The organism is Stenotrophomonas sp. GD04024 (assembly GCF_029837545.1).
Taxonomy (GTDB): domain Bacteria; phylum Pseudomonadota; class Gammaproteobacteria; order Xanthomonadales; family Xanthomonadaceae; genus Stenotrophomonas; species Stenotrophomonas forensis.
The window spans coordinates 1-19797 of the sequence record NZ_JAOEDV010000055.1 but is presented as its reverse complement, the minus strand read 5'-3'; the positions used below and the strand labels follow the sequence as shown (position 1 = coordinate 19797).

The following is a 19797-nucleotide window of genomic DNA, read 5'->3' as shown; positions in this document are numbered from 1 at the left end:
CAGCCACCATGCGTGGATGGGGGTAGTGCCGGCCGCTGGCCGGCGGAAACGTGCGGACCAAGGTCCGCACCTACCGGTCCCCGCGGATCCGACCCCGGCCTTCAATGCCCGCCGTCGAGCGCCTTCAGTTCACTTACCAGTGATGCCGCGGCCTCGGCACCATCGCCGTACAGCATGCGGGTGTTGTCGGCGTAGAACAGCGCATTCTCGATGCCGGCAAAGCCGGTACCCTTGCCGCGCTTGATCACCACCACGTTGCGCGCGTTGACCACGTCCAGCACCGGCATGCCGTAGATCGGGCTGGCCGGGTCGGTACGCGCGACCGGATTGACCACGTCGTTGGCACCGATCACCAGCACCACGTCGGTGTTGGCGAATTCGGGATTGATGTCGTCCATGTCAGCGATCAGGTCGTAGGGCACGCCCGCTTCGGCCAGCAGCACGTTCATGTGCCCGGGCATGCGCCCGGCCACCGGGTGGATGGCGAACTTCACCTTCACCCCGCGCTGGCCCAGCCGCTGCGCCAGTTCCCAGATCTTGTGCTGGGCCTGCGCGACCGCCATGCCATAACCGGGCACGATCACCACGCGCTCGGCGAAGGCCATCATCGCCGCCACGTCGGCCGCTTCAATCGGCTTCTGCGAACCGGAGATCGCCTGTGCTTCACCGCCGGCACCACCGCCGAAGTTGGAGAACAGCACATTGCGGATCGGCCGGTTCATTGCCTTGGCCATCAGCCGGGTCAGCAGGATGCCCGCCGCACCGACCATCATGCCGGCGATGATCAGCGCCTCGTTGCCCAGCACATAGCCTTCGAACGACACCGCCAGGCCAGTGAACGCGTTGTACAGAGAGATCACCACCGGCATGTCAGCGCCACCGATCGGCAGCGTCATCAACACGCCCAGCGCCAGCGCCAGCACGAAGAAGGCGACGATCGCCCAGGTGCTGAGCGTGCTGGCGGCGATGATCGCCAGGACCACCACCGCCAGCGCCACCACCAGATTCATCACCTGCTGGCCCGGCCAGGTCACCCGCTTGTCGAGGCGGCCATCCAGCTTGGCCCAGGCGATCACCGAGCCGGACAGCGACACCGCGCCGATCGCCGCGCCGACCACCGCCAGCAGCAACACCGTGCCCGACGGTTGGCGCGCGGCCAGATCGGCCAGTGCCTGCTCGCTCCAGTGCGTGGTGTCACGGTGGGCCAGGAAGGCATAGCGCAGCAGTTCCACTGCGCCGATGGCCGCCGCCGAACCGCCACCCATGCCGTTGTACAGCGCCACCATCTGCGGCATGTCGGTGATGGCGACCTTGCCGGCCGACCACCAGGCCAGCCCCGCGCCGAGCAGCAGCGCCACCAGGATCAACGGCACGTTGTGCAGTTCGGGCAGGAAGAAGGTCGCCGCCGTGGCCAGCAGCATGCCCAGCCCGGCCCAGCGGATGCCGCTGCGCGCGGTCAGCGGCGAGGCCATGCGCTGCAGGCCCAGCAGGAACAGCGTAGCGGCGACGAGGTAGCTGGCCTTGACCAGCCAGTCGAGCAGTTCGACGGTGCTGATGTTCAAGCCTGCGGCTCCTTCGGCTGATCCTTGCCGCCCTTGGGCGCGCTCGGCTTGAACATTTCCAGCATGCGCGCGGTGACCACGTAGCCGCCGGCGGCGTTGCCGGCGCCAAGCACCACGGCGAGGAAGCCCAGCGCTTTTTCCAGCGGCGTCTGCGCATGCCCCAGCACCACCATCGCACCGATCAGCACGATGCCGTGGATGAAGTTGGAACCCGACATCAGCGGGGTGTGCAGGATCACCGGCACCCGCGAAATGATCACGTGGCCGGCAATGGCGGCCAGCATGAAGATGTACAGCGCTACGAACCCGTCACTCACTGGCAACGCTCCCGCTCTGTCTTCGTCGGCCCATCATAACCACGGGCTGAACCCGGCGCGTACCCCGCGTCAACCGAAGCGACGCTCACGCGTTGTCGATGGTGACCCCGAGCGAGGAACCGTACCCTGTGCTGGTGAGCAGCCCCGTCCCCCCGAGCGCCGAGACCGATGCCGTGCCGGCGTCGCTGGAAGCGTTCCTGGCCAGCGTCGGCCCGCGTGCGTTCCGCTTCGCCGAGGCCGGCCTGCGCCAGCGCGAAGACGCCATGGACGCGGTGCAGGACGCGCTGATGCGCATGCTGGACTATGCCGACAAGCCGGCCACCGAATGGGCGCCGCTGTTCTGGAGCATCCTGCGCCGGCGCGTGATCGACCTGCAGCGCCGGCGCCGCTTCCGCCTGCCGTTCTGGCGCGACAACCAGGACGCCGACGGGGGCGACATCGACTGGGCCGACCCCGGCCCGGACCCGGCGCAGGCGCATGAGCAGCGCCAGCAGTACCAGCAGCTGGTGCAGGCACTGCGCACGCTGCCTGCGCGCCAGCGCGAGGCCTTCACCCTGCGCGTGCTGCAGGACCTGGACGGGGCCACCACCGCCCGCGCCATGGGCTGCAGCGAAGGCGCGGTAAAAACCCATCTGGCACGCGCCCGGCAGGCGCTGCAGGACTACCTGGAGACCCACCCGTGAACCGCTCCCTGCCCTCCGATGACACCCTGCGCAGCCTGCACGCGCAGTCGCTGCAGGCGCTGTCGCCGGCCACGCTGGCCCGGTTGCGCCTGGCCCGCCACGGCGCCACGGCGGCCCATCGCGGGCGCTGGCGCTGGTGGCTGGCCAGTGCCTGTTCGCTGGTGGTGGCACTGGGTATCGGCCTGCAGTTCAGCGGCCACGGCCCCGTGACGGGCCCTGCGCCGGCTCCGGTGCTGGCCTCGGTGGAAGACAACAGCGCGCTGTACGACGAAAATCCCGATCTGTACCTGTGGCTGGGCGATACCGACCTGGCGATGGAGTGAAACCATGCCCCGATTGAACATCCTGCCGCTGTTGCTGACCCTGTCGCTGCTGCCGGCCGTCCCGGCGCTGGCGCAGAGCGCCGCGCACGCGCCTGCCGCGCCCCCCCTGCCGGCCACGCCCCTGCCAGCGTGGGAACAGCTGAGTGAAGCCCAGCGCGAATCCCTGCTGGCACCGCTGCGCGACCGCTGGAACGGCGCCGATGCAGGCCAGCGCCAGCGCATGCTCTCTCACGGCCAGCGCTGGCAGTCGATGAGCCCGGAGGAGCGCGACAAGGCCCGTCGTGGCCTGCGCCGCTTCGAGCACATGAGCCCGGAACAGCGCGAACAGGCGCGCGCCCTCTTCGGGCAGATGCGCGACATGCCACCGGCGCAGCGCGAAGCCCTGCGTGAGCGCTGGTCGCAGATGACGCCGGAGCAGCGCAAGGACTGGGTGCGCGACAATCCGCCGCCGGCGAAGCCGCGGTAAACCTTCGGGATAGCGGGGGCCAGATCCCTTTGCCAGCGGCAAAGGGATCTGACCCCACGTCATTCACGACTGCCAGCGCGTCTTCGCCAGCAGTTCGTCTTCCCAATCGAAGCCGAGCTGGCCCTCGCGCACGAACAGCGCGACGAAGTTGAGCAGGTTGCGCGCATACATTTCGCTGGCCTGGGTCGCACCACGACTGGCCAGGCCCAGCGGGCCATCGATGGTCACCCCTTGATGCTCGATGCACTGGCCCGGCTGGGTCAGCGCGCAGTTGCCGCCGCTCTCCGCCGCCAGGTCCACGATCACGCTGCCGGTGGCCATGCCGTCTACCATCGCGGCGGTCACGATCGTCGGTGCCGGGCGCCCCGGCACTGCCGCCGTGCAGATCACCACATCGACGCCGCGCAGGTGGTCGGCCAGGCGGCGCTGCTGTTCGGCGCGCTCCTCATCGGTGAGCGCGCGCGCATAGCCGCCCTCACCCGCCGCGCTCACGCCCAGGTCGAGGAAGCGCGCACCCAGCGACTGGATCTGCTCGCGGGTTTCCGGGCGCACGTCGAAGCCCTCCACCTGCGCGCCGAGCCGGCGCGCGGTGGCAATCGCCTGCAACCCGGCCACGCCGGCACCGATCACCAGCACCTTGGCCGGCCGCACCGTACCGGCGGCGGTGGTCAGCATCGGGAAGAAGCGCGGCGCGCGCTCGGCGGCGATCAGCGCGGCCTTGTAACCGGCCATGCCGGCCTGCGAACTGAGCACGTCCATCGCCTGCGCACGGGTGGTGCGCGGCAGCTGCTGCAGCGGGAACAGGTGCAGACGATCCTCGGCAGCGAGTGCAGCCAGGGCCGGATCGCTGGCCGGGGTCAGCAACCCGACCACGCTGGCACCCGGCTTGAGCTTTTCCAGCACCCCCGCAGGCGGTGCCTGCACGCACAGCAGGATGTCGATCTCGCCCCAGCGCTGCGCATCGAACGCACGGGCACCGGCATCGTCATAGGCCGCATCGGTGAAACCCGCCGCGAGGCCGGCACCGCTTTCGTACCAGACGGTGATGCCCAGGGCACCGAGCTTGCGCGCGGTCTCCGGCGTCAGCGCCACGCGCCGTTCGCCCGGCACGGTCTCCTTGATCCCCAGCAACGCCACGGCCATGCAGGTCCCCGCTGATCGGTGAGTTTTCCCGATCCTAGCAGGCGGCCCTGCTCAATGCAGGGTGGCGCTGCCCGGGTCCAATCGATCGATCACACCCTGCATCGCGCTGTCGAAGGCGCCATCATCAACGTGGGCACGCAGGCGGCCCAGCCGCACCATCACCGCCAGCTCTTCCGGCGAGGCCACGCAGAAGCGCACACCGCGGCGGTTCACGAACAGCAGGCGCGAAGAGATCGGGCTGACCCAGGACAGCTTGCCGGCCTGGACCTTGCCGTCCTTGTCGACGAAGTCCAGCCAGTTGCCGATTTCCATGCGACGGAAGCGATCGGCGTCGGCATTGTCGAAGTCATCCGCATCGATCTGCCCCCCCAGTTCCACTGCCGGCGACTCGGCCACCGGCGGTGCCGGCAGTGCGACCTGCGGCAGCTCCGGCAGCGCGCGCTGCAGCTCCGGCCGGGACTCGGCAATGCCCTGCAGGGTGTCATGCAGGGCGTCGATGGCGCCGGTGGCCGCGTCACCATGTACGCCGACACTGGCGAACACCTTGGCCAGCGCCGGCTGCCAGGCCTGCAGCCACGGCTTGCCGACGATCTGGCGGCGGGCCTCGGCCACTTCCTCCAGCAGGCCGTCGCCCAGGCCCAGGGCCTCGGCCACCGACGCGCCCTCCTCGCCTTCGCGCAGCAGCGCCAAGGTCAGGTGGTGCTGCCACGGCTGGCGCAGGAACTCGGCGATGGCCGGCGGCAAAGTGGCGTCACCGATACGGCGATCCAGCTCGGCGCCGGCACGGGTACGGGCCATTTCCAGCTTTTCCTGGCCGCGCTGGGTCTCGGCAGCACGGCGCTCGGCGATTTCCACACGGCGGCGATGCTGCACCAGGAACTCGCGGAATTCTTCTTCCAGGGTCAGGAAGATCGCCAGGTTCTCGTTGAACTCGGCCACCAGGCGCTCAATGATTTCCTCGACCTTGGCCATCAGCATGCGCTCGGCCTGGCTCTCGCCGGTGTTGCCTTCGCAGGCCTCGGCCAGCGAATTGAGCAGCTTGCGGGCCGGGTGGGTCTTCTGCACGAACATGCGGCGGTCGAGCATCGCGACCTTGACGAACGGCACCACCAGGCGGCCGATCAGCTCGCGCGAGCGGCCTTCCAGTTCGCGCTCGTCCAGCATCACGTCGAACAGCATGCCGACCAGGTCGATCGCATCTTCGTCCTGCGGGTCCAGCCGGGTCTGGCCGGGGTCGACGCCGAGGCGGGTGGCGCTGGACAGCACTTCACTCTTCAACCGCTGCGCCAGCGATTCACCATCCTCGCCGATCGCTGCACGCAGCGTCGCACTGGGGGTGGCCTGCAGGAGCGACAACACCGACATCATCTCGCGCTGGCTGAGCGGGCGCTGCTGGCCGATCGCCACCTGCGCGGCCGACGTTGCATCCTCGCGCACATGGCGGGTCTGCTGCAGCAGTTCGTGCAGCGCTTCCAGCAGCATGCCCTGCTGGCCGGCGTAGGCCTCGCCAGTACCGCTGTCTTCGCCCGGCAGGTGCTGCTGCATGTGGCCACGCCGCTCGGACCAGCGCGCGGCAAAGCGCTGCGCCCAGGCCGGAGCAGCCTGTTCGTCATCGCCGAACTCAGCGTCGAAGCCCGCGCCCTGGCGCTGTTCCACCAGGTCGTCCAGGGCCGAGGCCATGCGCGGGTCGGGCGCAGCCGACGGCGGACGCCGTGGCGCCCCCATCTGCGACATCACGCCGGCCGCAGCCAGTTGTTCGTCAAGCTTCTCGTAGATGCGGCCGACCGGTGCGCGCAGGTCGCGCTCGCACAGCTTGATCAGCACCAGGTGCACTTCCGGGGCCAGTTCACAGCCGGCAAAAGCTTCGTGGATGGCGACACCCAGATGCTCGGGACTGATCGGGTTGTGATCGGCATCCAGTTCACTGCCACCGATCAGCCGGCCCAGGCGGCGGTCGAGCCGCGCCAGCACCGGTTTGAAGTCACGCAGCAGCACGGTGGCGAAGTTGCGCACCGCCAGCCGCGATTCCAGCACATGTTCCGCCAACAGGCTCAAGCCGTCCTCGGCCGGGCCGGACAGGGTCGTTTCGGCCGACAGCGGTTCACCGCTGGCCAGCGCCTCCCAGGCCCGCTGCAGATGGCCGGCAAAGGCGGCCGCGATATCCTCGCGGCGGCGGCGCAGTTCACGCATCGCATCCAGGAACAGCAGCTGCGACGAACCGGCATTGCCGGCCCGGTCGAACAGGGCATCGTCGAACCGCGCCAGTGCGGCCCCGAAGGCCTGGCACAGCGCCGGCAGGACCATGTCCCGGGCACGCTGGAGCTGGGCCGGGTCACGCCCCGGCGATCCCATCGGTGTGGGCACGCTCATCATTCGGGAAGGCTCCCCACCTTCTCTGGTACGACAGACAGCATGGACATCGCGACGGCCGGCACACCCCATGCACCGGTACGTCGATGGTAGGCCGGCCAGCCCGTCACGGACAGTGAAACAGTCCTCACTTCAAACCTCATGACCGGCGGCCCGGCAAGATAGATATCGTAAGCCGTGCAAGGCCTGCGAGGCGAGGGGAAGCGGCCGTCCGTTTCCCGCCAGTGGCATGACGTTCATCACAGTTTGATATTCAAAGGCCGGACGCGACACAAACGGCGTCGTTGACCACCCCGACTATAATCAAACACCCGTGATGACCGGTTCAGACTCCATGCCCGACCCCGCCGCCCTGCTTGCCCTGGATGCCCGCCGCTCAGTGCCCTCGCGGCAGCTCGGCGAGCCCGGACCGGACCCGGCCACCCTGCAGCGGATGCTGGCTTCGGCGGTGCGCGTGCCCGACCACGGCAAGCGCGTGCCGTTCCGCTTCCTGAAGATCGCCGGCGATGCACGTCACACTCTGGGCGACTTCCTGGTCGAACGCAGCCGCCAGCGCGACCCGCATGCCGGCGAGGCGGTATTCGAGAAGGACCGCCAGCGCTTCAGCCACGCGCCGCTGGTGATCGTGGTGGTGGCCAGCCCGCGCCCGGACCCGAAGGTGCCCGAGCAGGAGCAGCTGATGACCGCCGGCTGCGTCTGCTTCGCCCTGCTGCAGGCGGCACAGGCGCTGGGCTTCGGCGCCCAGTGGCTGACCGCGTGGATGGCGTTCGACCCCGCCGTGCAGGCCCACCTGGGCCTGGCCGCGGGCGAAAGCATCGCGGGTTTCATCCACATCGGTACGCCGAAGGCCGAGGTTCCCGAGCGCGAGCGCCCCGACCCTGCGGCGCTGCTGCGCGACTGGACGCCGCCGGCATGACCCTGCCGGCACCGGCGCCCTCGCTGTACCTGGTTGATGCCAGCATCTACGTGTTCCGCGCCTGGCATTCGTTGCCGGACCAGTTCCAGGATGCACAGGGCTGGCCGACCAACGCCGTGCACGGCTTTGCCCGCTTCCTGCTGGACCTGCTTGAGCGCGAGCGCCCGCGGCACATCGCCATCGCCTTCGACGAAGCGCTGGACAGCGGCTTCCGCCACCGCCTGTACGCGGCCTACAAGGCCAACCGCGACCCGGCGCCGGAAGCACTCAAGCGCCAGTTCGTGCACTGCAAGGCACTGTGCGCCGCGCTGGGCCTGGTGGTGCTGGCCCATCATGACTACGAGGCCGATGACCTGATCGGCAGTGCCCTGCACCAGCACCGGCACAGCCATCGTGGCGTGATCATTTCCGCCGACAAGGACCTGTCGCAGCTGCTGCTCGATCACGACGAGCAGTGGGACTACGCGCGCAACCAGCGCTGGGACGTGGCCGGCGTCAAGGCGCGGCATGGCGTGCATGCGCACCAGATCGCCGATTACCTGGCGCTGTGCGGCGATGCGGTGGACAACATTCCCGGCGTCAGTGGTGTCGGCAGCAAGTCCGCCGCCGTGCTGCTGGCCCACTTCGGCAGCATGGATGCGCTGTACGAACGCCTGGACGAAGTGCCGTTCCTGCGCCTGCGCGGCGCCGCGCAGATGGCGGTGCGCCTGCGCGAGCAGCGCGAGCACGCCCTGCTGTGGCGCCAGCTGACCACCATCGCGCTGGATGCGCCGCTGGAAGGCAGCCAGCCCGGACTGCTGCGCCAGGCGGCCGACCCGGAGCTGCTCGGTGGCCTGTGCCAGACCCTGCGCTTCGGCCCGATGACCCGCCGCCGGCTGTTCGATGCCGCCGGCGTGGCCGACCCTCTTCCCATCCACAGCGAGCCCGCATGAGCCAGCGCAATACCGAAGCCCCGCGTGTCGTCTATGAAGGCAAGTACCAGCGCATGCTGGTGCGCGGCACCTGGGAATACAGCGAACGTACCCATGCCGGTGGCCTGGCGGCGATCATCATCGCCGTCACCCCCGAGGACAAGGTGCTGTTCGTCGAACAGTTCCGCGTGCCACTGCAGGCATCCACCATCGAGATGCCGGCCGGCCTGGTCGGCGACATCCATGCCGGCGAGTCGATCGAAGTCTCGGCCGTGCGCGAGCTGGAAGAAGAAACCGGCTGGACCGCCGATCACGCCGAAGTGCTGATGATCGGCCCGACCTCCTCCGGTGCCAGCAGCGAGAAGATCGCCTTCGTGCGCGCCACCGGCCTGCGCCGGATCGGCGAAGGCGGCGGCGATGACAGCGAGGACATCACCGTGCACGAGATTCCGCGCGCGCAGGCCGCAGCGTGGCTGGTGCAGAAAATGGGCGAAGGCTACGAGCTGGATGCCAAGCTGTGGGCCGGCCTGTGGATGATCGAGCACCACCTGGACGGGCGCGCGCGTGGCTGACGCCGACCTGCACGCGCTGCCGGCGTTGCTGGGCGCTGACGACCCGGCGCTCTACACGATCCACCAGCCGCGGGGCGCCTCGCCGTTCCTGCTGCTGGCCGACCACGCCGGCCAGCAGGTACCGCGTGCCCTCGCCGGCCTGGGCCTGCCGCAGGCCGAACTGGACCGCCACATCGGCTGGGACATCGGCATTGCCGGCACCACCCGCGCATTGGCCGAACGGCTCGATGCCTGGGCGATCGAACAGACCTATTCGCGGCTGCTGATCGACTGCAACCGTCCGCTGGCCTCGCCCACGCTGATTCCGGAAGTGAGCGACCACACCGTGGTGCCAGCCAATGTCGGGCTGTCGACAGCGCAGCGGCAGCAGCGCATCGATGCGATCCACGCGCCGTACCACGCGCGCATCGACGCCGAACTGGACGCGCGCCGAGATGCCGGCCGCCCCACCCTGCTGGTGATGATGCACAGCTTCACTCCGGTGATGAACGACATGCAGCGGCCGTGGCAGGCCGGCGTGCTGTACCACCAGGACACGCGTTTTGCGCATGCACTGCTGCAGGCGCTGCGCGACGAAGGCGACCTGGTGGTGGGTGACAACGAACCGTATTCGGTGAGCAGCACCAGCGACTACGCGGTACCGGTGCATGGCGAAGGCCGCGGCCTGGTGCATGTGGAGCTGGAAATCCGCCAGGACCTGATTGCCGATGCCGCCGGACAGCAGGCATGGGCCGAGCGGCTGGCGCGGATCTTCAGCGCGTTGCAGCTGCAGTTGCTGGCCCTGGCATGACCCCATCCACGCATGGCGTGGATCTACCCGACGGCGGGTAGTGCCGGCCGCTGGCCGGCAACCTCAGGACAGTTGGATCAATGTGTTTGCCGGCCAGCGGCCGGCACGACCGCTACCGCCGCCGGGCGCAGGCCCAGCGCGATCACCACGCCAAGCGCGGCGAACAGCGCGGCGCCGTACTGTGCATTGACCATGCCCTGCAGGGCATCGGGACTGGTTGCTGCCTGCGTGCCGCGCGCGGCGTTGGCCACCATCACCAGTACCGCCAATCCCAGGGCGCCGCCGATCTGCTGGGCGGTGGCCGCCATGCCTGACGCGACACCTTGCTGCGGACCCGGCACTCCCTGCCCGGCCACGATCCACATCGCCGTCCAGCTCATGCCCTGGCCAACGCTGAGCACCACGACGCCCGGCAGCAGCGGCCAATAACCGGCGCCATGCGGCATCGCCAGCGCCACCGCGGCGATGCCGATGGCACCGGCGGCGAATCCCCAGGCCAGCACCTGCCGTGGCGAACGGCGCCGCAGCATGCGTTCGGCAATACGGATGCCGAAGGTGCACACCAGTGTCGGCAGCAGGAAGGCCATCCCGGCCTGCAGCGGGCTCCAGCCATAGCCGTCCTGGAAATACAGCGCCAGGAAGTAGTACTGCACGCCATAGCTGCTCATGAAGGCGAAGGTCAGGCCGAGTGCCGCGCGCAGGCCAGGCAGGCGCAACAGCGAAAACTGCATCAGCGGGTCTCGGCTGCGCTTTTCGATCTGTACGAACACCGTCAACAGTACGGCTGAAAGCAGCAGGCAGATGAGCGTGGCCGGCGCCGTCCAGCCCCACTCCGGCCCTTGCACCAGGGTGGTGACCAGCAGGCTGCCGCCGGCGGTGACGGTGAGGCAACCGGCCAGGTCGAATGAACGGCCCTGCACCCGTGGGCCATCGGCCGGCAGCCACGCGCCGGCCGCGACCGCACACGCAGTTGCCAACGGCACGATCACCGCCAGCACCGCCGGCCAGCCGAACGCCTGGGTCAGCACCCCGCCCAGCAACGTGCCCAACGCCAACCCGACCGCGCTGGCCATGCTCCAGATCGCCAGCGCGCGGTTGCGCACCGGGCCCTCCGCGTACAGCGTGTTAATCAGCGCCAACGTGGCCGGGAACAACAATGCAGCACCGATGCCCTGCGCCGCGCGCGCGATGATCAACAGCGTGGCATTGGGCGCCAGTGCACCCAGCAGCGAGGCCAGCGCGAACAGCAGCATGCCCAGCCGGTAGAAGCGGCGACGGCCGATCAGATCGGCGGCACGCCCGCCCAGCAGCAGGCTGCCGCCGAAGGCCACGGTGTAGGCACTGACCACCCATTGCAGCTGCTGCGCGTTGATCTGCAACGCGCGGCCCATGTCATGCAGGGCGACGAAGATGATGGTGGCGTCCAGGGCGATGATCAGCTGGGCGGTGGCCAGCAGGGTCAGCGCCCAGCGCGGGTATTTGAGGGGAGGCATCGGTGGTCTGGCGCGGTGGGGGAGCGCAGTCTCATTGATGCAGCCGAATCAATAAACCCCCAATCCACCATATCTGTCATGATTTTCGGCATGAATGAAGCCCCGATGGACCTCAATGCCGTGCGCATGCTGGTACAGGTGGCCGAGGCACGCAGCTTCACTGTCGCTGCCGGCCAGCTCGGCCTGAGCCAGTCCGGGCTGTCGCGCGCGATCAGCCGGCTGGAAGCCACGCTGGGGGTGAAGCTGCTGCAGCGGAACACCCGCAACGTGGCACTGACCCCGGATGGCCGCCAGTTCGTCGATCAGGTCTCGCCCCTGCTGGCCGGCCTCGACGACGCCGAGCGGCAACTGGCCGACCGCCCGTGCACACCCTCGGGCACGCTGAAGATCAGCGCACCGTCGATGTTCGGGCGCAAGGTGCTGGTGCCGCTGCTGGCGCCGCTGCTGCAGCAGCATCCGCAGTTGCAGGTGGAAGCCGTGCTCAGCGATCGCCTGGTCGACCTGGTTGAAGAAGGGTTCGATGCCGCGCTGCGCACCGGCGTCATCGCCGACCAGCGCATCGTCGCGCGTCCCCTGCGTCCGCTGCGCTGGGTGACCGTGGCCAGCCCGCGGTACCTGGAGCGCTGCGGCTCGCCGGCCGATGTGGCCGCGCTGCAGGATCACGCCTGCCTGGCGGTGCGCAACCTGCGCAGCGGCCGCCTGGTGGACTGGCAGTTCCTGCAGGACGGGCAGCTGCGTGAGTTCACCCCGCCGACGCGGATGGTGTTCGACAGCGGTGATCCGCTGGTGGAAGCGGCCATCGCCGGCATCGGCATCGTGCAGGTGATGGATTTCGCGGTGGCCGACGCGCTGGCCGATGGTCGCCTGCAACGCGTGCTGCAGCCGTTCGAAGGCCGCAGCCGTGCGTTGTCGTTGATCTACCCGCCGTCGCGCCAGCACTCACCAAAGCTGCAGGTACTGGCCGACGCGCTGCTGGCCGGAGAGTGGTAGCGCCGGCCGCTGGCCGGCGTCCACGTCGATCGAATCGTTTCGGGGTTGCCGGCCAGCGGCCGGCACTACCGATCAGGCAAAACCATCGGTGGCGCGCACCAGCGCGTCCACATTCTCCGCTTCGAACGCCGAGTGGCCCGAGGCCGGGGTGATTTCCAGCTTCGCCTTCGGCCAGACCTTGGTCAGGTCCCAGGCATTGGCCAGCGGGCAGACCACGTCGTAGCGGCCGTGCACGATCACGCCCGGAATCTCGGCGATGCGGTGCGCGTCGCGCAGCAGCTGGTCTTCCACCTCGAAGAAGCCGCCGTTGACGAAGTAGTGGTTCTCGATGCGGGCGAAGGCCAGCGCGAAATGCGGGTCTTCGTGGCTGTTGATGAAGTCATCATCGACATGCAGGAAGCTGGTCGCGCCTTCCCACACCGCCCACGCCTTGGCGGCTTCCAGGCGGGTGGTTTCGTCGTCGCTGGTCAGGCGGCGGTGGAAGGCCGAGATCAGGTCGTGGCGCTCGACGGCCGGAATCGGCTTCAGGTAATGCTCCCACGCATCCGGGAACAGGCGGTTGGCGCCTTCCTGGTAGAACCATTCCAGCTCCCAGCGCCGCAGCATGAAGATGCCGCGCAGCACCAGTTCGGTCACACGCTGCGGGTGGGTTTCGGCGTAGGCCAGGGCCAGGGTCGAGCCCCAGCTGCCACCGAACACCTGCCAGCGATCGACCTTCAGGTGCTCGCGCAGTTTTTCGATATCGGCAACCAGGTCCCAGGTGGTGTTGTCCACCAGATCGGCGTGTGGGGTGGAACGGCCGGCGCCGCGCTGGTCGAACAGGATGATGCGGTACTTGGACGGGTCGTGGAACTGGCGCATCTTGTCGCTGCAGCCGCCGCCCGGACCACCGTGCAGCATCACCACCGGCTTGCCGTCCGGGTTGCCGCACTGTTCGAAGTACAGCGTGTGGCGGTCGTCGACCTTCAGGGTGCCGACGTCGTAAGGGGTGATGGCGGGGTACAGCGTACGCATGCTTGCAGCTCCAGGGTGATGCCCTGCCGGGGCAGGAGAACCCCCATTCTAGGCCGGTCGCCGGCCGAGGGTGATGCGGTCGCGCTGCTCCAGGTCCTGCACGGTCTGCACGTCGGCGAAACGCGCCGCCTCGAACAGCGCGCGGATCGCTTCGCCCTGGTCCCACCCATGTTCGATCAGCAGCCAGCCCCCGGGCAGCAGGTGCGCCTGGCCACCGTCGACAATGCGGCGGATGTCATCCAGGCCATCCACGCCGGAGGCCAGCGCGGTAGCCGGTTCGAAGCGCAGGTCGCCCTGCTGCAGATGCGGATCGTCGCTGGCGATGTACGGCGGGTTGCTGGCGATCAGGTCGAAGCGCGCGCCCTGCAGCGGCGCGTACCAGTCATGCCCGCCCTCTGCGAAGCGCACGTTGTGCAGTTCATGGCGCGCGGCGTTGCGCGTGGCTACGGCCAGCGCACCCACGCTGGCATCGGTGGCCAGTACCTGCGCCTGCGGCCGTTCGCTGGCCAGCGCCAGCGCGATCGCGCCGCTGCCGGTACCGAGGTCGGCCAGCTGCAGCGGGCGGCCCAGTGGAAGGCGATCCAGTGCCAGTTCCACCAGCAGTTCGGTTTCCGGGCGCGGAATCAGCGTGGCCGGGTCGACCTCCAGGTCCAGCGTCCAGAAACCGCGGCGACCGGTCAGGTAGGCCACAGGATCGCCGGCCACGCGACGCGCCAGCAGCGTTTCGAAGGTGGCGAGTTCAGCGGCGGGCAGCGGGTCGGTAGCGTGTGCGAACAGCCAGCTGCGCGGGCGCTCCAGCACGTGCAGCAGCAGCAGTTCGGCCTCGTGGCGGGCCTCGATGCCGCCCAGGCGGGCACTGGCCTCGGCCACGACCTGGCGCAGGGAGGGTTCGGTTTTGACGGACATGCCGCAATTGTAGAGTCGAGCTTGCTCGACTGCTCCCTGCCCATGGTCGAGCAGGCTCGACGCTACAAAAGGCGGGAATCCGTTCAGGTTCTGGCGGACGGGATAAGGAAGGGCTATCGGCCGTCTTCACCCTCGAGGGAAGATTTTCCTTCTCACACAGGCAGTTGCAGGATGGAGGCAGCCGGATTCAGTGCCTGCTCAGTGCATTATGATAGATTCCATCTATCAAATAGATGCAATCAATGGATTGTTCTTATCGCCAGCGAGTCGGTAACCTAGCTCCTGTCGATTCACCCACTCCCCTTCACCCAGAGGAATAACGATGTCCCTGATCAACACCCAGATCCAGCCGTTCGAAGCCAATGCTTACCTGAATGGCGAGTTCATCAAGGTTTCCGACAGCACCCTGAAGGGCCAGTGGTCGGTCCTGATCTTCATGCCGGCCGCCTTCACCTTCAACTGCCCGACCGAGATCGAAGACGCCGCTGACCATTACGCCGAGTTCAAGAAGGCCGGCGCCGAGGTCTACATCGTCACCACCGACACCCACTTCTCGCACAAGGTGTGGCACGAAACCTCGCCGGCCGTCGGCAAGGCCCAGTTCCCGCTGGTCGGCGACCCGACCCACCAGCTGACCAACGCCTTCGGCGTGCACATTCCGGAAGAAGGCCTGGCCCTGCGCGGCACCTTCATCATCAACCCGGAAGGCGTGATCAAGACCCTGGAGATCCACTCCAACGAGATCGCCCGTGACGTCTCCGAGACCCTGCGCAAGCTGAAGGCTGCCCAGTTCACCGCCGCCAACCCGAACCAGGTGTGCCCGGCCAAGTGGAAGGAAGGCGAGAAGACCCTGACCCCGTCGCTGGACCTGGTCGGCAAGATCTAAGGCAGTACCGGCCTGCCGTGGCCCCACGCCACGGCGCGCCCTTCATCCCCGTGCCGGTCCCCCCGCCGGCGTGGGGGTGAACCCAAGACAGCCAACGCTCGCCCGCCTTGGCCAGCCAGCCCCTTCCACGGTCGCTGTCTTGGGTTCACCCCTACCCCCTGCTGGTCCGCTACCTTCTACAGCGGTGCCACGCCCCCTGTTTGCCTGAAGCCAGGAGATGACCCGATGTTGGACGCCAACCTGCAGTCGCAGCTGAAGACCTATCTGGAGCGCGTGACCCGCCCGATCCAGATCACCGCGCACGCCGACGACGGCGCCAAGTCGCAGGAGATGCTGGAACTGCTGCAGACCCTGGAAAGCCTGTCGGACAAGATCTCGCTGCAGGTGCTGCGCGACGGCCAGGGCCGCGTGCCGTCCTTCGACCTGGGCACCCCGGGCCAGGACATCCACCTGACCTTCGCCGGCCTGCCGATGGGCCACGAGTTCACCTCGCTGGTGCTGGCGCTGCTGCAGGTCGGCGGCCACCCGTCCAAGGCCACCGCCGAGCTGATCGAGCAGGTGCAGAACCTGGAGGGCGACTTCAAGTTCGAAACCTACTTCTCGCTGTCCTGCCAGAACTGCCCGGACGTGGTGCAGGCGCTGAACCTGGCCGCCGTGCTCAACCCGCGCATCCAGCACGTGGCCATCGATGGCGCCCTGTTCCAGGACGAAGTCGAGAAGCGCGAGATCATGTCGGTACCGACGGTGTACCTCAACGGTGAAGTGTTCGACCAGGGCCGCATGACCCTGGAGCAGATCGTCGCCAAGCTGGACACCAATGCCAGCAAGCGCGATGCCGAGAAGATCGCCGCCAAGGATGCCTTCGACGTGCTGGTGGTCGGCGGTGGCCCGGCGGGTGCCGCTGCGGCGATCTACGCCGCGCGCAAGGGCATCCGCACCGGTATCGCCGCCGAGCGTTTCGGTGGCCAGGTGCTGGACACCATGGCGATCGAGAACTTCATCTCGGTGAAGGAGACCGAAGGCCCGAAGCTGGCCACGGCGCTGGAACAGCACGTGCGCGAGTACGACGTGGACATCATGAACCTGCAGCGTGCCAGCGCTCTGGTGCCGGCCGGCGAAGACGGCCTGGTGCAGGTGCAGCTGGAGAACGGCGCGGTGCTGAAGTCGCGTTCGGTGATCCTGTCCACCGGCGCGCGCTGGCGGCAGATGAACGTGCCGGGCGAAGACCAGTACCGCAACAAGGGCGTGGCCTACTGCCCGCATTGCGATGGCCCGTTGTTCAAGGGCAAGCGCGTGGCGGTGATCGGCGGCGGCAACTCCGGCGTCGAGGCGGCCATCGATCTGGCCGGCATCGTGTCGCATGTAACCCTGCTGGAATTCGATTCCAGCCTGCGCGCCGATGAAGTGCTGCAGAAGAAGCTGCGCAGCCTGGGCAACGTGACCGTGCTGACCAGCGCGCAGACCACCGAAGTGCTGGGCGACGGCAGCCGGGTCACCGGCCTGGTCTACAAGGACCGCGTCGGCGGCGATGCCCACCGCGTCGAGCTGGAAGGCATCTTCGTGCAGATCGGCCTGCTGCCCAACACCGAGTGGCTGAAGGACACCGTGGCACTTTCGCCGCGCGGCGAGATCGTCATCGATGACCGTGGCCAAACCAACCTGCCGGGCGTGTTCGCCGCAGGCGATTGCACCACGGTACCCTACAAGCAGATCATCATCGCCATGGGCGCTGGCTCGACCGCCGCACTGAGCGCGTTCGACCACCTGATCCGCTCGTCGGTCAGCAACAGCAGCGGTGCCGTTGCTGAAGCGGCCTGATCCACCGTTCCCAGATCACCGGGAACATTGTCTGCCTGTCGGGTAACCATGCCGTCAGCCGGTCCGTTACCCCTGGGGTGTAAGGATGAACCTACGTGATCTGAAGTACCTGGTAGCCCTGGCCGACCACAAGCATTTCGGCCGGGCTGCCGCCTCCTGCTTCGTCAGCCAGCCCACGCTGTCGACGCAGATCCGCAAGCTGGAAGAAGAGCTGGGCCTGCCGCTGGTGGAACGCGCGCCGCGCAAGGTGATGCTGACCCCGGCCGGGCAGGAAGCCGCCGCGCGGGCACGGGTGATCGTGTCCGAAGTGGAGCAACTGAAGGAAGCGGCGCGACGCAGCCGCGATCCGGAAGCCGGTACGGTGCGCCTGGGGATCTTCCCGACTCTGGGCCCGTACCTGCTGCCGCATGTGATCCCGCGCATCCGCGAACGCTTCCCGGAACTGGAGTTGCTGCTGGTCGAGGAAAAGAGCGACGTGCTGCTGGACCGCCTTCGCGAAGGCAAGCTCGATGCCGCGCTGCTGGCGCTGCCGGTGATCGACGACCAGCTGCATGCCGAGTTCCTGTTCGAGGAGCCGTTCCTGCTGGCCGTGTCCGGGCGCCATCCGCTGGCCCGCCGCGAACACCTGGACGTGCAGGAGCTGGCCACGCAGAAGCTGCTGCTGCTGGAAGACGGCCATTGCCTGCGCGACCAGGCGCTGGAAGTGTGCCGCCTGTTCGGCGCCAACGAGAAGTCCGAGTTCCGCGCCACCAGCCTGGAAACCCTGCGGCAGATGGTCGCCGCCGACGTCGGCATTACCCTGCTTCCCAGCCTGTCGGTGCAGCCGCCGGTGCCGCGCTCGAACAACATCCGCCTGCTCGACTTCACCGGCGAAGGTCGTCCGAGCCGCCGCATCGCCATGATCTGGCGCCGCAGCTCGGCCATGAATGGCTTCCTGATGGAGCTGGCCGACCAGTTCAAGCGGCTGCCGCATGCACTGTTCACGCTCGACGCGGTGAATGCCGTCGGCGACGACGCCAATGCCCTGCCCGGCCCCGCGCTGAACGGCTGAGCCCCCACAGCCTCGGCCCGGAATCGGCAGGAGTCGATTCCGGTCGCATTTGTCCCCACAATACAGACAGGCGGCGCCAGCGGGTGCCGCCTTTTGCATGGTTTTCAACCAAGGAGCTTCACCATGAACACCGCCAGCGGCCTGCCGCCGTCGATCACTGTTTCCACCTTCGACATGGACCGCCTGGAGGCCATGCTCGACTCCCCTGCGCTGAGCCAGACGCCTGCCGCGCTCGCGCTTGCTGAAGAACTCAACCGGGCCACCGTGCTGGCGCCGGACCAGATTCCCGAAGGCATCGTCATGATGCATTCGCGCGTGGAGTGCGAAGATGAAGTGTCGGGCGAAAAACACGTCCTGACCCTGGTCTTCCCCCGCGAAGCCAACGTCGATGAAGGCAAGGTTTCCGTGCTGGCCCCGGTCGGCAGTGCCCTGCTCGGCCTGGCCATCGGCCAGAGCATCGACTGGAATGCGCCCGGCGGCCGCAAGCTGCGCCTGCGCGTGACCGCGGTCCACAACGACCGCCCCTGATTACCGCTGCGCACCGCGCGCGATTCGATCCCCCTGCACCAGGAGCCGTAATGAGTACCCCGTCCAAACTGTCCCAGCTGCGCGAACTGTCCGTGGTCGTTGCCGATACCGGTGACTACGACGCGATCAAGCGCCTGCAGCCGGTGGATTGCACCACCAACCCGACCCTGGTGAAGAAGGCGCTGGACCTGCCGGTCTACGCCGAACTGATCGAACGCGAACTGGCCTGGGGCCGCCAGCAGAGCGGTGACCGCGAAGCCGTGGTGCACGCCGTGGCCGACCGCCTGACCATCGGCGTCGGTGCGTTGCTGAGCACGCTGGTGCCGGGCCGCGTGTCCACTGAAGTGGACGCCGACCAGGCCCACGACACCACCGCGACCGTGGCCAAGGCCCGCCAGTTCATCCAGATGTACGCCGATGCCGGCGTGCCGCGCGAGAAGATCCTGATCAAGATCGCTGCGACCTGGGAAGGCGTGGAAGCCGCGCGCATCCTGCAGGCCGAGGGCATCGACTGCAACCTGACCCTGATCTTCAACCCGACCCAGGCGCTGGCCTGCAGCGAAGCCGGCGCGTTCCTGATCTCGCCGTTCGTCGGCCGCATCCTGGACTGGTACGTGGCCAATGGCCAGACCCCGGCCAGCATCGACGAAGACCCGGGCGTGAAGTTCGTGCGCGGCGTGTATGCCGAGTTCAAGCGCCGCAGTTCGCCGACGGTGGTGATGGGCGCCTCGTTCCGTTCGACCGCGCAGATCGAAGCGCTGGCCGGCTGCGACCGCCTGACCATTTCGCCGGACCTGCTGGAGAAGCTGGACGCCGACCATGGCGAGCTGCCGCGCAAGCTGGTGGCCGGTGCCGCCGACGGCGCAGCGGTGACCCCGATCGACGCAGCGAAGTTCGCCGCCGACCTGGCCGCCGATCCGATGGCGACCGAGAAGCTGGCGACCGGTATCGATGCGTTTGCCAAGGATCTGCAGGCGCTGCGCGAGCGGATTCGTTCGGAACTGTGAGGATTTCGGCCAACGGCTGAGCCCCTCGTGGCGGGTCGGTTGGTCGCGAAA

20 protein-coding genes are annotated in these 19797 nt (G+C 68.1%); 13 read left to right on the top strand and 7 right to left on the bottom strand.

The window, feature by feature from the left end; translation table 11 throughout:
- Positions 1 to 101 precede the first annotated feature (101 nt).
- Positions 102 to 1562 (bottom strand): NAD(P)(+) transhydrogenase (Re/Si-specific) subunit beta, encoded by a 1461-nt coding sequence (locus N7590_RS15850; RefSeq protein ID WP_049457538.1) that lies wholly within the window; start codon positions 1560 to 1562, stop codon positions 102 to 104.
- A complete protein-coding gene (locus N7590_RS15845; protein ID WP_049457539.1) occupies positions 1559 to 1879 on the bottom strand; it encodes an NAD(P) transhydrogenase subunit alpha in 321 nt (106 codons plus the stop codon). Before N7590_RS15845 ends, N7590_RS15850 begins: the two co-directional genes overlap by 4 nt.
- Positions 1880 to 1977: 98 nt before the next feature.
- Between N7590_RS15845 and N7590_RS15840 the strand changes: the two genes are divergently transcribed.
- The 3 genes from N7590_RS15840 to N7590_RS15830 are packed head-to-tail and all read left to right on the top strand — an operon-like array spanning position 1978 to position 3351.
- Positions 1978 to 2562, top strand: a complete 585-nt coding sequence (locus tag N7590_RS15840) for an RNA polymerase sigma factor (RefSeq protein ID WP_080357282.1) — start codon at positions 1978 to 1980, stop codon at positions 2560 to 2562.
- The gene (locus tag N7590_RS15835; RefSeq protein ID WP_049457541.1) at positions 2559 to 2885 is read left to right on the top strand and encodes a hypothetical protein; all 327 of its coding nucleotides are present in this window, start codon (positions 2559 to 2561) and stop codon (positions 2883 to 2885) included. The genes N7590_RS15840 and N7590_RS15835 overlap by 4 nt, the downstream gene beginning before the upstream one ends.
- A gap of 4 nt (positions 2886 to 2889) precedes the next feature.
- Complete coding sequence (locus tag N7590_RS15830; protein ID WP_164242459.1) at positions 2890 to 3351, top strand: DUF3106 domain-containing protein; 462 nt, start codon at positions 2890 to 2892, stop codon at positions 3349 to 3351.
- A gap of 63 nt (positions 3352 to 3414) precedes the next feature.
- On the opposite strand, the gene N7590_RS15825 is transcribed toward N7590_RS15830, so the two are convergent.
- Positions 3415 to 4494 (bottom strand): NAD(P) transhydrogenase subunit alpha, encoded by a 1080-nt coding sequence (locus N7590_RS15825; RefSeq protein WP_053448863.1) that lies wholly within the window; start codon positions 4492 to 4494, stop codon positions 3415 to 3417.
- Positions 4495 to 4545: 51 nt separating this feature from the next.
- Complete coding sequence (locus N7590_RS15820) at positions 4546 to 6867, bottom strand: DUF1631 domain-containing protein (protein ID WP_279935720.1); 2322 nt, start codon at positions 6865 to 6867, stop codon at positions 4546 to 4548.
- A 331-nt stretch (positions 6868 to 7198) separates the two neighbouring features.
- Between N7590_RS15820 and N7590_RS15815 the strand changes: the two genes are divergently transcribed.
- Genes N7590_RS15815 through N7590_RS15800 form a run of 4 tightly spaced genes read left to right on the top strand, consistent with a single transcriptional unit; the run spans position 7199 to position 10053 of the window.
- The gene (locus N7590_RS15815; RefSeq protein WP_065428689.1) at positions 7199 to 7780 is read left to right on the top strand and encodes a nitroreductase; all 582 of its coding nucleotides are present in this window, start codon (positions 7199 to 7201) and stop codon (positions 7778 to 7780) included.
- A complete protein-coding gene (locus N7590_RS15810) occupies positions 7777 to 8712 on the top strand; it encodes a 5'-3' exonuclease H3TH domain-containing protein (protein WP_049457964.1) in 936 nt (311 codons plus the stop codon). Before N7590_RS15815 ends, N7590_RS15810 begins: the two co-directional genes overlap by 4 nt.
- Positions 8709 to 9263 carry an NUDIX hydrolase gene (locus N7590_RS15805; RefSeq protein ID WP_164242461.1) on the top strand — a complete coding sequence of 185 codons (555 nt, stop codon included), beginning with the start codon at positions 8709 to 8711 and terminating at the stop codon, positions 9261 to 9263. The genes N7590_RS15810 and N7590_RS15805 overlap by 4 nt, the downstream gene beginning before the upstream one ends.
- On the top strand, positions 9256 to 10053 hold the full coding sequence (locus tag N7590_RS15800; RefSeq protein WP_164087752.1) for an N-formylglutamate amidohydrolase: 798 nt from the start codon (positions 9256 to 9258) through the stop codon (positions 10051 to 10053). Before N7590_RS15805 ends, N7590_RS15800 begins: the two co-directional genes overlap by 8 nt.
- Before the next feature lie 77 nt (positions 10054 to 10130).
- Here the strand turns inward: N7590_RS15800 and N7590_RS15795 are convergent, their stop codons facing one another.
- Positions 10131 to 11546: an MFS transporter gene (locus tag N7590_RS15795; protein WP_164242462.1), complete on the bottom strand. Its 1416-nt coding sequence runs from the start codon at positions 11544 to 11546 to the stop codon at positions 10131 to 10133.
- A 105-nt stretch (positions 11547 to 11651) separates the two neighbouring features.
- Here N7590_RS15795 and N7590_RS15790 point away from each other — a divergent pair, with 105 nt between their 5' ends.
- Complete coding sequence (locus N7590_RS15790; protein WP_053511491.1) at positions 11652 to 12536, top strand: LysR family transcriptional regulator; 885 nt, start codon at positions 11652 to 11654, stop codon at positions 12534 to 12536.
- A gap of 72 nt (positions 12537 to 12608) precedes the next feature.
- Here the strand turns inward: N7590_RS15790 and pip are convergent, their stop codons facing one another.
- Entirely contained in the window at positions 12609 to 13550 is a 942-nt protein-coding gene (gene pip / locus N7590_RS15785) for a prolyl aminopeptidase (RefSeq protein ID WP_053511485.1), read from the bottom strand.
- A 48-nt stretch (positions 13551 to 13598) separates the two neighbouring features.
- Positions 13599 to 14456 carry a peptide chain release factor N(5)-glutamine methyltransferase gene (gene prmC, locus N7590_RS15780; protein WP_053511484.1) on the bottom strand — a complete coding sequence of 286 codons (858 nt, stop codon included), beginning with the start codon at positions 14454 to 14456 and terminating at the stop codon, positions 13599 to 13601.
- Positions 14457 to 14778: 322 nt separating this feature from the next.
- Between prmC and ahpC the strand changes: the two genes are divergently transcribed.
- The 5 genes from ahpC to N7590_RS15755 all read left to right on the top strand — a co-directional run bounded on the left by ahpC (position 14779) and on the right by N7590_RS15755 (position 19746).
- Positions 14779 to 15342, top strand: a complete 564-nt coding sequence (gene ahpC, locus N7590_RS15775) for an alkyl hydroperoxide reductase subunit C (protein WP_004144811.1) — start codon at positions 14779 to 14781, stop codon at positions 15340 to 15342.
- A 225-nt stretch (positions 15343 to 15567) separates the two neighbouring features.
- Positions 15568 to 17160: an alkyl hydroperoxide reductase subunit F gene (gene ahpF, locus N7590_RS15770; protein WP_053448857.1), complete on the top strand. Its 1593-nt coding sequence runs from the start codon at positions 15568 to 15570 to the stop codon at positions 17158 to 17160.
- Between the two features lie 85 nt (positions 17161 to 17245).
- Complete coding sequence (locus N7590_RS15765) at positions 17246 to 18211, top strand: LysR substrate-binding domain-containing protein (RefSeq protein WP_008268420.1); 966 nt, start codon at positions 17246 to 17248, stop codon at positions 18209 to 18211.
- A gap of 123 nt (positions 18212 to 18334) precedes the next feature.
- The gene (gene rnk / locus N7590_RS15760) at positions 18335 to 18739 is read left to right on the top strand and encodes a nucleoside diphosphate kinase regulator (RefSeq protein ID WP_004154317.1); all 405 of its coding nucleotides are present in this window, start codon (positions 18335 to 18337) and stop codon (positions 18737 to 18739) included.
- Positions 18740 to 18789: 50 nt separating this feature from the next.
- Positions 18790 to 19746 carry a transaldolase gene (locus N7590_RS15755; protein ID WP_164242463.1) on the top strand — a complete coding sequence of 319 codons (957 nt, stop codon included), beginning with the start codon at positions 18790 to 18792 and terminating at the stop codon, positions 19744 to 19746.
- The last annotated feature ends 51 nt before the right edge of the window (positions 19747 to 19797 follow it).